At 27.3% G+C, this 12,521-nt stretch carries 7 protein-coding genes, 1 tRNA gene and 1 pseudogene; 6 read left to right on the forward strand and 3 right to left on the reverse strand.

The genetic code is table 11. The annotated features are described in order from the left end of the window. Positions 1-15: 15 nt before the first annotated feature. From ligA to H0H77_RS01520, 4 genes are all read left to right on the forward strand, one after another. A complete protein-coding gene (ligA, locus tag H0H77_RS01505) occupies positions 16-2,055 on the forward strand; it encodes an NAD-dependent DNA ligase LigA (RefSeq protein WP_185851333.1) in 2,040 nt (679 codons plus the stop codon). Between the two features lie 134 nt (positions 2,056-2,189). Then, complete coding sequence (lon, locus tag H0H77_RS01510) at positions 2,190-4,592, forward strand: endopeptidase La (RefSeq protein ID WP_185851334.1); 2,403 nt, start codon at positions 2,190-2,192, stop codon at positions 4,590-4,592. Positions 4,593-4,656: 64 nt separating this feature from the next. Continuing rightward, positions 4,657-5,892, forward strand: a complete 1,236-nt coding sequence (gene lysA / locus H0H77_RS01515) for a diaminopimelate decarboxylase (RefSeq protein ID WP_185851335.1) — start codon at positions 4,657-4,659, stop codon at positions 5,890-5,892. Between the two features lie 12 nt (positions 5,893-5,904). Further along, positions 5,905-5,991 (forward strand) — tRNA-Ser (locus H0H77_RS01520). Positions 5,992-6,021: 30 nt separating this feature from the next. Here H0H77_RS01520 and metG read toward each other — a convergent pair. Continuing rightward, positions 6,022-7,719, reverse strand: a complete 1,698-nt coding sequence (gene metG, locus H0H77_RS01525; RefSeq protein ID WP_185851336.1) for a methionine--tRNA ligase — start codon at positions 7,717-7,719, stop codon at positions 6,022-6,024. A gap of 117 nt (positions 7,720-7,836) precedes the next feature. Here metG and H0H77_RS01530 point away from each other — a divergent pair, with 117 nt between their 5' ends. Next, entirely contained in the window at positions 7,837-8,733 is an 897-nt protein-coding gene (locus H0H77_RS01530) for a 5'-3' exonuclease (protein WP_185851858.1), read from the forward strand. 11 nt (positions 8,734-8,744) lie between these two features. Here the strand turns inward: H0H77_RS01530 and nadD are convergent. Beyond that, positions 8,745-9,325: pseudogene (gene nadD / locus H0H77_RS01535) on the reverse strand (nicotinate (nicotinamide) nucleotide adenylyltransferase). Between the two features lie 19 nt (positions 9,326-9,344). Next, positions 9,345-10,577, reverse strand: coding sequence for a porin (locus tag H0H77_RS01540; protein ID WP_185851337.1), 1,233 nt, complete (start codon positions 10,575-10,577; stop codon positions 9,345-9,347). 104 nt (positions 10,578-10,681) lie between these two features. On the opposite strand from H0H77_RS01540, the gene H0H77_RS01545 reads away from it, so the two are divergent. Continuing rightward, positions 10,682-12,517 (forward strand): DNA translocase FtsK 4TM domain-containing protein, encoded by a 1,836-nt coding sequence (locus H0H77_RS01545; RefSeq protein WP_185851338.1) that lies wholly within the window; start codon positions 10,682-10,684, stop codon positions 12,515-12,517. The last annotated feature ends 4 nt before the right edge of the window (positions 12,518-12,521 follow it).

Here is a 12,521-nt window from a genome sequence, read left to right on the forward strand (position 1 = left end):
ATCACATCACATAAAATGGATAATCAAAAAAAAAACATAAAAGAAGAAATATACAAACTCAGAAAAGAATTATCAGAATATAATAATAAATACTACAATTTGGACACTTCGGATGTCTCCGATTACGACTTTGATAAAAAATTAAAAAAATTATCTTTTTTAGAAAAATCCCATCCAGAATTATATGATCCTACATCTCCTACAATAAGAATAGGAGAAGAAGTCAATCCATCGTTTTTTACAACAACCAATTATCACAAATATAAAATGTATTCTCTCCAAAATACTTATTCTAAAAAAGAATTAATAATTTGGAAACGAAAGATCAAGAAATTTATTTCTTCTTTATCATTTGTCTGTGAACTTAAATATGATGGAGTTTCTATTAATTTAATTTATAAAAACGGTTGTCTAACCCATGCATTGACTCGTGGAAATGGAAAAAAAGGAGAAGATGTTACAAAAAATGTACGAACAATAGAATCCATTCCTTTAAAATTAAAGGGAAACAATTATCCTAGTTATCTTGAAATACGTGGAGAAATTTTTCTTCCTATAAAAAAATTTATGGAAATCAATACAGAACGTATAAAAAGTGGAAAAACACCATATGCTAATCCAAGAAATACGGCGAGTGGAACACTCAAAATTCATGACAGTAAAGAAGTATATAAACGAACTTTATCTTGTATTGCATATGCAGTCATAGGAAAAGACTTACCTTTTGATACACAATATCAATCTTTAAAAGATATCCAAAAATGGGGGTTAAAAGTTCCAGAAACTGCACGTCATTGTAAAACAATGAAGGAGATTTTCCATTTTATAAACTATTGGAATCTATGGAAAAATAAATTACCATATCATATTGATGGAATAGTCATTAAAGTCAATGAATATAAAAAACAATCCATTTTAGGATACACAAACAAATATCCCCGTTGGGCTATTGCTTACAAATTCAGACAAAAATCATCGGAAACAAAATTATTAAATCTTACCTTTCAAGTAGGTCGTACTGGAATCATTACTCCCGTAGCCAATGTGTCTCCTATAGATATTTATGGAACAAGTGTCAAAAGAGTTGCGCTTTATAATGATCGTTTTATAAAGAAAATGGGAATTCATTATGGAGATTCACTTTTCTTAGAAAAAGGAGGAGGTGTCATTCCAAAAGTAACAAAGATAAATGTAAAAAAACGATTAGTCAATTCCTTTCCTGTATCATTTTTAAAAAAATGTCCATCATGTAATAGTCCTTTAATAAGAAAAAAGGAATTATTTTATTGTATGGATGACAATTGTTCTTCTAGAAAAATTGGAAAAATACAACACTTTGTAAGTGAACGAGGAATGAATATCAAAGGAATTGGAAATGAAATAGTTAAAAAACTATATAAAAAAGGGATTCTCTGTAAGATTTCTGATTTATATCGATTAAAAAAAGAAGATTTTATTCAAATAAATGGAGTAAAAGAAAAATTAGCAGAAACTCTAATAAAAAATATAGAAAAATCTAAATCAAATCCTTATCATAAAGTCTTATATTCATTAGGAATTCGTCATGTTGGAGAAGATATTTCAAAAAAATTGACAGAACATTTTTCTAATGTCAATTATTTAATACATGCTGATCATAATCATTTAACGTCTATTTTCGGAATAGGAAAAAAAACCGCAAAAAGTATAAAAAATTATTTTTCTATTCCAGAAAACAAAAATATGATTGAAACTCTTATCAAAGATGGGTTATGTTTCCAAAAATGTTTTTTGAAAACAAAAGATTCTTCTCTTCCTCTAAAAGGAAAATCTTTTGTTTTTACGGGAAAATTATCGAGTATGACCAGAAACAGAGCAAAAAATATAGTAGAATTTCTAGGGGGAAGAGTTTTTAATCAAGTTAATAATCAAATTAATTTTATAGTTGTTGGAAAAAATTTTGGTTCTAAACTAAAAAAATGTATGGAAAGTAATAATGTAAAAATATTAACTGAAAAGATTTTTATTGAGCTGATTGAGACGAAAAAAAAAACAAATTTTAAGAATTTCTTTTAATAAAAATAGGGAAGATTGATGGTTTTGTTTTTTCATATAGAAAACAGTATATTTAATTTTTAGGGATGATTTTTTATTATATACTTAAAAGTATATAATAATCATCATCATTTAAGTAAGAAATCTATTTTTTTATGTTACTAAAAAATATATTTACAGAATCTGGATTCGAGTCTGAAGCAGAGTTTATTCCTTTAATGAGTCAAGATGAAGAAGATCAGCTTCTTAAAGATGACATTCCTGAACAATTATGTATCTTAACAGTAAGAAATATGGTTTTGTATTCTGGAATTGTTTTTCCAATTATAGCAGGAAAAAGTGGATCTATCCAATTATTGCAAGATGCTTATGGATTCGATAAAACAGTCGGGGTTTTAACACAGAAAAATTCTGGAATAGAAAATTTGAGTGAAAAAGATTTATACTCTATTGGAACCGTTGCTAAAATATTGAAATTATTAAAAATGCCTGATGGAAATACTACTGTCATTCTACAGGGAAAAAGAAGATTTAAAGTCAACCGTTTTATTCAAAACGATCCATATTTTAAAGCGGAAATTATAGCTTTAGAAGAAAACAAACCTTCTTGTAAAGATAAGGAATATTTGGCTTTAGTTGAATCTATCAAAGAGATCGCTATAAAAATTATTCAGGATAATCCAAATATTCCATCAGAAGCTAGCATTGCTATTCGTAATATAGAAAGTCCTTCTTTTTTAATCAATTTTGTAGCCGCTAATATGAATTTAGCTACTAGAGATAAACAAAAATTATTAGAATACGATGATTTAAAAAAAAGAGCAATGGAGACATTGCGTTTTCTCAATGTAGAACATCAACAAATAAAATTAAAAAATGATATTCAATCACGTGTTCGTAGTGATATGGATCAGCAACAGAGAGAATATTTTCTACATCAACAAATTAAAGCTATACAAGAAGAATTAGGGGATATTTCTTATGAAAAAGAGATTGATGAAATGCGAGCCAAAGCTTCTAGAAAAAAATGGCCTAAGGAAGCAAAGAAACAATTTGATAGAGAACTCTTGAAAATGCAAAGAACTAATCCTCAAATGCCGGAATATACGGTACAAAGAAATTATCTAGAATTGATGATTGATCTTCCTTGGGGAAGATATTCAAAAGATAGTTTTGATTTAGAATTTGCCCAAAAAATATTAGATAGAGATCATTACGGACTAGAAAAAGTTAAAGAACGAATTATAGAATATTTAGCCGTTTTGAAATTAAGAGGAGATATGCGTTCTCCTATTCTATGTTTTTATGGACCTCCTGGAGTTGGGAAAACTTCTTTAGGGAGATCTATAGCAACTGCATTAAAAAGGAAATATGTGCGTATTTCTTTAGGAGGATTACACGATGAATCTGAAATACGTGGTCATAGAAGGACTTATATAGGAGCTATGCCAGGAAGATTGTTACAATCCATACGAAAAGTAGGAACATCCAATCCTGTTTTTGTGATTGATGAAATTGATAAAATGGGAATAGGGGCAAATGGGGATCCTTCTTCTGCCATGTTAGAAGTTTTAGATCCAGAACAAAATACCTCTTTTTACGATAATTTTTTGGAAATGGGGTATGATTTATCAAAAGTCTTGTTTATTGCTACAGCAAATTCTCTTTCAAACATACAACCAGCTCTTATAGATAGAATGGAGATTATAGAAATGAATGGATATACTGTAGAGGAAAAAACGCAAATAGTTAAGAAACATATTTTTCCTAAACAATTGAAAGAAAATGGGTTAAGAAAATCTGATTTAATACTTGGAACTAAACAAATAGAAAAGGTTATTGAGAGTTATACCAGAGAATCTGGATTGAGAACTTTAGAAAAACATATTGCCAAATTAGCACGCTATGTGGCTAAGCATATTGCTATGGATAAAAAATATGTGAAACATTTCAATATTGAAAAAATAGAAGAAATTCTTGGAATTCCAAACGATCCTGACCGTTATGAAGGAAATAATGTTCCAGGAGTAGTGACAGGTTTAGCTTGGACTAATTTTGGGGGAGATATTTTATATATTGAATCCAGTTTGTCAAAAGGAAAAGGAAATTTGAGTATTACTGGAAATTTAGGAGAAATTATGAAAGAATCTGCAACTATTGCTTTACAGTATATCAAAGCTCATTATGAAGAATTTAACATAGATCCTAAAATGTTTGAAGAAAAAAATGTACATGTTCATGTTCCCGAAGGATCTGTTCCTAAAGATGGTCCATCTGCAGGAATTACTATGTTAACTTCTTTAGTATCAATTTATACTAAAAGAAAATTAAAACCTTATTTAGCTATGACTGGAGAAATCACCTTAAGAGGAAAGGTCCTTCCTGTAGGAGGAATTAAAGAAAAAATTTTAGCGGCTAAACGGGCTAACATCAAAGAAATTATTCTTTCACAAGAGAATAAAAAAGATGTAGAAGAAATTAAACAAGATCACTTAAAAGGATTAACCTTTGATTATGTTAGAGATATGAACGACGTAATTCATTTAGCCCTATTATAAAACAGAAATTTTTCTATGGACTCTCTGTGTTTTTTTTTATTTGTGATTATTTATGTGTCATGAAATGAATGAATTAGAAAATATAAGTTCTCCAGTTTATAGAGAACAGTTAATTAGACTAGGTAAAAAATATGGGACTCCTCTTTATATATATGATTCTTTCAAAATAGAGAAACAATACATAAAAATGAAAAATGCTTTTAGTGGGGTCAAATGTTTTAGAATTAATTATGCTTGTAAAGCAAATACAAATCTGAATGTTTTAAAATTTTTACAAAAATTAGGAAGTGGATTAGATACAGTTTCTATTCAGGAAGTTGAACTAGGATTAAAAGCTGGATTTCCAGCAAAACATATTATATTTACCCCAAATTGTGTTTCTATACAAGAAATAAAAAAAGCGGTTAGTTTCGGAGTTCGAATCAACATAGATAATTTATCCATTTTAGAACAATTTGGGGAGGATCATACAGATTATCCTGTAGGAATCAGAATTAATCCACATATAATGGCTGGAGGAAATTCAAAGATATCAGTTGGACATGTAGATTCTAAATTCGGAATTTCTTATTATCAAATTCCTCATATGAAAAAAATATTAAAAAATACAGGTCTTAAAATAGAGGGATTTCATATGCATACAGGATCGGATATACATGATGTAGAATCCTTTTTACAAGGAGCAAAAGTATTATTTAAAATTGCTCTAGATTTTCCATATATTGATTATATTGATTTTGGAAGTGGATTTAAAGTTCCATATAGAAAAAATGATATAAAAACGGATTTGACTTATTTAAGTCATTCTATGACAGAAAAATTTAAAGATTTTTGTAAAGAGTACGGAAAAACCGTTACTTTGATTTTTGAACCAGGGAAATTCTTGGTAAGTGAATCTGGATATTTTTTAGTGAGTGTCAATGTGGTAAAACAAACTCCTTCAACAGTTTTTGCTGGGGTTGATTCAGGTTTTAATCATTTTCTTCGTCCTATGTTTTATGACGCTTATCACTGTATTGAAAATATTTCTAATCCTAATGGACGTTTTCGTTTTTACACAGTGGTCGGATATATTTGTGAATCGGATACTTTTGGATTAAATCGTAAAATTTCTGAAATCCGTGAAGGGGATTTTTTATGCATTAAAAATGCAGGAGCTTACTGTTTTTCTATGTCCTCTAATTACAATTCTCGTTATAGACCTTCTGAGGTGATGATTTTAAAGGGGAAAGATTTTCTTATCAGAAAAAGAGAAACGATGCAAGATCTTCTTAGAAATATTGTAGAAATACAAATCTAATAAGATAAGAATGGAGAGATGGCAGAGTGGTTAATTGCGGCGGTCTTGAAAACCGTTGAGGTTTGGGAACCTCCGAGGGTTCGAATCCCTCTCTCTCCGCTGCTAATAAGCTGCTAATAAATTGATTCTTTATATTTTTTTTTGATTTACTAATTTTTTGAGTTGTTTTTCAACGCTTTCATTTGTTATTTTGTTAAATAACAATATCGATTTTCCTAATAAATGTCCTGGACACAATATTTCTTCTCCATTTTCTATTTTGTTCCAAAAATAAGATTTCAAACGAAGCATTTCTAACAATTTTTTTGACGTATTTGGAAGAAATGGCTCTGCTAATTGCGCTAGCATTCCAACAATTTGCAAAGAAACATAAAGAATAGTTTTTAATCGTTTATTTTTTTGAGGATTTTTCATTTTCCAAGGTTCTTCTTTAGTTAAATATTTGTTTCCAATTCTAGCCAAATCCATAAAACAGATTAGAGCTTCACGAAATCTATAGGATTCAATAAAATCACTTATGCTATCTGGAGTTTTTTTTATTTTCTTTAAGATTTCTTTATCCTTAATAGAAAGAATGCCAGGATTTGGAATTATTCCATTGTTATATTTTTGAATTAAAGTTATACTACGATTAACGAAATTTCCTAATATAGATACCAACTCATTATTATTTTTTCTTTGAAAATCTTTCCAATTAAAATTATTATCTTTTTTATCGGGCATATTTGCTATAAGAATATAACGAAGAGTATCCTGTTGATTGGGAAAATCTTCTAAATATTCATGGACCCATACTGCCCAATTTCTAGAAGTCGATATTTTTTCATTTTCTAGATTAAGAAATTCATTAGCACGCACTTGATATGGAAATATATACCCCTCATTATATGCTTTGAGTATAACTGGAAAAATAATACAATGAAATACAATATTATCTTTTCCTATAAATTGAATTAATTTAGTGTTTTTATCTTTCCAATAAGGTTTCCAATCTATTTTTTTTCGTTTTGCCCATTCTATGGTAGAGGAAATATATCCTATAGGGGCTTCAAACCATACATATAGAACTTTTTTTTCTTTTTCTGATATAGATATAGGAACTCCCCAATTCAGATCTCTCGTTATCGCACGAGGTTGTAATCCTTGATTTAACCAAGACTTAGTTTGTCCATATACATTTGTTTTCCAATATTTTTTATTAGTTAGAATCCATTTTTCTAAAAAATTTTGATATTTATTTAAAGGTAAATACCAATGTTTGGTTTTTTTCAAAACTGGATCACTTCCACTTATAGTAGATTTTGCCCCGATTAATTCTTCAGGACTTAAAGAAGTCCCACAATTTTCGCATTGATCTCCATAAGATTTCTCATGTTTACAATGGGGACAGACTCCGAATATGTATCTATCTGGTAAAAATTGTTTAGCTTCGTTGTCATAATACTGTTCAGATATTTTTTCAAAAATTTTTCCTTTTTTACAAAGTTTTTTAAAAAAAGAAGTAGAAATTTTGTAATGAATCTCTGTAGAAGTTCTAGAATAATTATCGAAATGTATTCCAAAATTAGTAAAACAATTTTTAATCATGGAATGATACTTATTAACTATTTTTTGAGGAGTTGTCTTTTCTTTTCTTGCTTGAATTGTAATAGGAACACCATGTTCATCAGATCCACATATAAAGATAACATCTTTTTTTTTACGTCTAAGATAACGAACAAAAACATCTGCAGGCAAATAAACGCCGGCTAAATGTCCTATGTGAATAGGTCCATTTGCATATGGTAAGGCCGCTGTGACTGTATATTTATTACAACACTTTCTCATAAGAAGAAGAAATGAAATATTAATAATCACCAATCAGTATGATGAAATAAATTTATAAAATAAAATTATTTATAGTTGTATTTTCATAATTTCATAAGACCATAATATCATAAAAATATAATGAATAAAAAATTATTTTTAATAGATGCATACACGATTCTTTATCAAGGGTATTACGCGACTATAAAAAATCCTCTTTTTACTTCCAATGGAATCAATACTTCTCCTATCATGAATTTTACTCACTTGTTAATGAAAATATTGAATGACGAAAAACCCTCTTATATGGCCGCTATTTTTGACACAAATCAAGAAACTTTTCGTAAAAAAAAATACCATAAATATAAAGCTCATAGAAAAAAAACACCAAAAGATATTTTTCTTTCTATTCCTTATTTAATGAAAATTTTGAAAGCTTTTAGAATTTTTTTTATTCATGCAAAATGTGGATACGAAGCAGATGATGTTATTGGAACCATAGCAAAAAAAGCAGAAAAAAAAGGATATATTGTTTATATCACAACTTTGGACAAAGATTTTTGTCAACTTGTCACAAAAAACATAAAAATTTACAGACCTCCTTTTAAAGGAAACCCAAAAAAAGTATTAGGAATTAAGGAAATAAAAGAAAAATTTGGAGTTAAATATCCAGAACAAATTATAGATTTGTGGAGTATGATGGGAGATTCTTCTGATAATATTCCGGGATTGCCAGGAATAGGAGAAAAAAATGCAATAAAATTTATTCAAAAGTATGGAAGTATTGAAAAATTATTCAATTCTACTCATGACCTTCGTGGTAAGATGAAAATAAATGTTGAAACAAACAAAGAATTAGGTTTTTTATCCAAAAAATTAGCCACTATTGTGACGAATGTCCCCATTTTTTCTTTTCAAGAAAAAAGATTTTTTGTAAAAAAACCCAACTGGAACTCCATAGAAAAAACATTTTTGGAACTTGAATTTAAACGATTATTAAAAAGTGCCTACCAATATTTTCTTGAAAAGAATTGAAGAAGAATAAATCACTTGCCATTATAAAAAAAATTATATTTTTTCATATATTTCCAAACTTCTGGAAAAAGAAAAGATTTCATATTTTTACCTTTTTTAATAGAATCCCTAATAAAAGAAGAAGATATTTCAATTATTGGAGCTTTCAAAAGAGAAATATTATCATGTTTTAAAAAATAATTCGAGAAAAAACCAATTCTAGGATATACCAAAATATCATATTTATTTAAAATAACCTTATAATTTTTCCATCTTTTTATGGAAGAGAGAGAATCTCTTCCTAAAATGAGAATAAATTTGTATTTAGGATATTTTTTCTCTATCATATCGAGTGTATAAATGGTGTAAGAAGGATAAAATCCGGATTCTATATCCAAAACACTCATTTTTTTATATTCTGAAATGGCTATATGAACCATTTTTATTCTGTGTGAATAATCCAAAAGATTCGTTTTTTTTTTAGTGGATTTTGTGGAGAAACGACAAACCAAATAAAATCTATATCTTCTAAAAATTCTACTATATAATTAGCAATCATAACATGTCCTAAATGAATCGGATTAAATGATCCAAAATAAAGTCCTATTTTCATATACTACTACTCTATACTTTCAAAGTAACTGAATCTTATAATTCAAACCTAAAGATATTGAATGATCATTCTTATTTTCTTTTTGAATATAATCCAAATACAATACATTTTTTCTTGTATATAAGAAATACAAGAGAATATCTTGATTATTTATAGGGTATTTGTATTCTACTCCTACAGAATAAATATATGCTTTTTTGAATAATTGATTTCTTAATATCCAATGAGTTTCAAAAAATCCTTCTTTAGATCTTCCAAGATCATATACTCCTTTTACAAAAAAATTCCATTTTGGAACAACGTAATTCAATTTTGCTAAATAAGTAACATAAGTTACAGGAGAAATTTTTCTTCCCTTATTTTTAGGATAATTTTTGCTCAATAAATGAAAATTTCTTGTTAAAAATCCATTCCTCTCTATATCTTCATCACTAAAAATGTAATCTATATCTAGAGAAACAGGATTAAAATCTAATTTACTTCCTAAGGCTAATAATTTCCAAAATTTTTCCTTATGATTCTCTTGAAAAATAGAATAGGACCATCTATTTTGTATCTTTTTTTTAAGAAAGCTCCAATTCCAATTGAAAGAATATCCCATAGGATAACGTACTTTTCTCAAAGGAATTGGTTTTTCAGCCAATTGATTATTACTAACACTATTTACAATTTGTAATTGAAATTCATGATTTTTAATTGGAGTATAAATAAAATTTAATCCAATAGGATTATTGTCCTTATTTTTATGAAATAAATCAGAATACTTGTATTGTGAAGAAACAGGAACAAAATGATGTTCCATACTTCCAAAAGAAATTGGTTGCTTTCCTATCAAAAAAGATAGCTTTTCATTCCATTTATATTTTAAATTAGCTAAATGAATGATGGGATTGGAATCCCCTATTCTATTTCTATTTTTATTCTCCTCTTCTTCTTCTTCAACTTCATGATCCATTTTTTTATGAAAAAGTTTTTGTGATAAACAATAACTTATCTCATTCACATTTCCTCTCATTTCTAATTTTAAGTCATCTGCAGAAAAAGAGACTCCATCAAAAATATTTCTTTCCATAACATCTTTTTCAAAAGGATTTTTTTCAACTTTAAAATTCATACTACTCATAAAATCTATGTACATATTCAAGTTGTTGTTGTTTTTGTTACTTGTTGTTTTTTCTTTTATTTCACTGTGTAAAAAAGGATTAAAAAATCCTAAAAAAAGAAATAAGAAGATAATTTTTGATATTTTCATATTTGTATTTTATTATGATCCCTATCGTTTAACAACGATAATTTTTTTTTTAAATTAAATTTATATAAATATAAAAACAAATCAAATAAATAAAATTTTTTTCAATGTCCAAAAATATTGCAAAAAAAAATGATAAAAATATTATTGGAACTCTTTTTGGTTTTTTCCTATTAGGAAATAGTATTTTTTTATTCTTAAGTTTTTTTTCTTTTCTTTTTCATTGGAAAAATGATCAAAGTCAGATTAATCAATTTTTTGATAAAGATATAGTTGCAGAAAATTTACTTGGAAAAATGGGAGCTACTATCTCTCACTATTTTATACACTGTGGAATAGGAATTAGTGCCTTTTTTTTTCCATTATTGTTATTTTTTTCAGGTTTAAAAATTCTTTTTGGATTCAAAAAAAAACTATTGTCCAAATCCATAATTTATAAATTTATATTTTTCAGTATATGGCTTCCAATCACTTTTAATTTTATTGCTCCTCATCATGGAATATTAAGTGGAATATTTGGATTTGAAATAGGAAATTTTTTGATCAACTTATTTGGAAGAGTCGGAGTCGGAATATTAGTCATTACAAGTCTTCTTATTTACAGTATTATTATATTTCGTATTTCTCCTCCTGAATTAAAAAATGGGATCCAAAAAATCCAATCATATAATTTTTTTTTCAAAAAAATTTTGAAAAAAAAAACGAAAAAAATTTTTGAAAAAAAAAAAAAGAAACCTATAAGTATAAATGAGATCCTCCATTTTTCTAATAACAAGAAAGAGATTTCTTTTTCTTTAGAAGAAAAAAATTTAGAGAATAATAAAAAAAAAATAATTCAAGTATTAACCCATTACAAAATAGGAGTTGATAAAATCAAATACACAATAGGTCCGACGATCACTTTATACGAAATATTTCCTAAAGTCGGCGTTAGAATTTCAAAAATAAAAAATTTAGAAAATGAGATTTCTTTAAATTTATCCGCTTTAAGGATAAGAATTATAGCTCCTATCCCTGGAAAAGGTTCTATTGGAATAGAAGTTCCAAATAATAAATGTTCTATTGTATATATGAAAAACATTCTTTTTTCTGAAGAAAGTTTCAATAAAAGTCATAAAATGGAACTCCCCATTTCTTTAGGAAAAACGGTTTTTAATGAAATTTTTATTTTAGATTTAGCAAAAATGCCGCATTTACTTATAGCAGGATCAACTGGACAAGGAAAATCTGTTGGATTAAATGCTATTATTATATTTTTGTTGTATAACAAAAATCCAGAAGATATAAAATTTGTTTTGATTGATCCAAAAAAAGTAGAATTATCTATTTACAAAAAAATTTCCAAATCTTATTTTGCTATCCTCCCTAATAATTGCGATGATCCTATTATTACAAATATATATAAAGTAAGGGATGTGTTAAATTCTTTATGCAAAGAAATGGATAAAAGATATGATTTTTTGGAAAAAAAAATGTATAGAAATATTCAAGAATACAATGAAAAGCATGAAAAAAAAGATCATATCCCTTATATCATCCTAATTATTGATGAATTTGCAGATTTAAGTTTATCTTTTAAAAAAAAAGAAATAGAAGGGTATATCACCCGGTTAGCACAACTAGCCCGTGCTGTAGGAATTCATTTAATTCTTTCTACACAACGTCCATCAGTAGATGTGATTACTGGATTAATTAAATCTAATTTTACAGCAAGAATTGCATTTAGAGTCAGTTCTAAAATAGATTCTAGAACAATTTTAGATTGTACAGGAGCTGAACAATTAATTGGAAAAGGAGATATGATCTTTTCTCATAAAAATGAATTAATACGATTACAATGTCCTTTTATTGAGATTTCAGACATTCAAAAAATTGTTGATTTTTACGGAAGAAAAAATCGGAAAAAAAACGAATACTTTTTTTTACCAAATCCGGATAAATAAAATA

The sequence above is a fragment of the Blattabacterium cuenoti genome, assembly GCF_014251255.1.
GTDB lineage: Bacteria > Bacteroidota > Bacteroidia > Flavobacteriales > Blattabacteriaceae > Blattabacterium > Blattabacterium cuenoti_W.

Coding starts and splice junctions, on each gene's coding strand:
- metG (WP_185851336.1), bottom strand. CDS start 7,719: ATGAGAAAGTGTTGTAATAAATATACAGTCACAGCGGCCTTACCATAT.
- H0H77_RS01540 (WP_185851337.1), bottom strand. CDS start 10,577: ATGAAAATATCAAAAATTATCTTCTTATTTCTTTTTTTAGGATTTTTT.
- lysA (WP_185851335.1), top strand. CDS start 4,657: ATGAATGAATTAGAAAATATAAGTTCTCCAGTTTATAGAGAACAGTTA.
- H0H77_RS01545 (WP_185851338.1), top strand. CDS start 10,682: ATGTCCAAAAATATTGCAAAAAAAAATGATAAAAATATTATTGGAACT.
- ligA (WP_185851333.1), top strand. CDS start 16: ATGGATAATCAAAAAAAAAACATAAAAGAAGAAATATACAAACTCAGA.
- lon (WP_185851334.1), top strand. CDS start 2,190: ATGTTACTAAAAAATATATTTACAGAATCTGGATTCGAGTCTGAAGCA.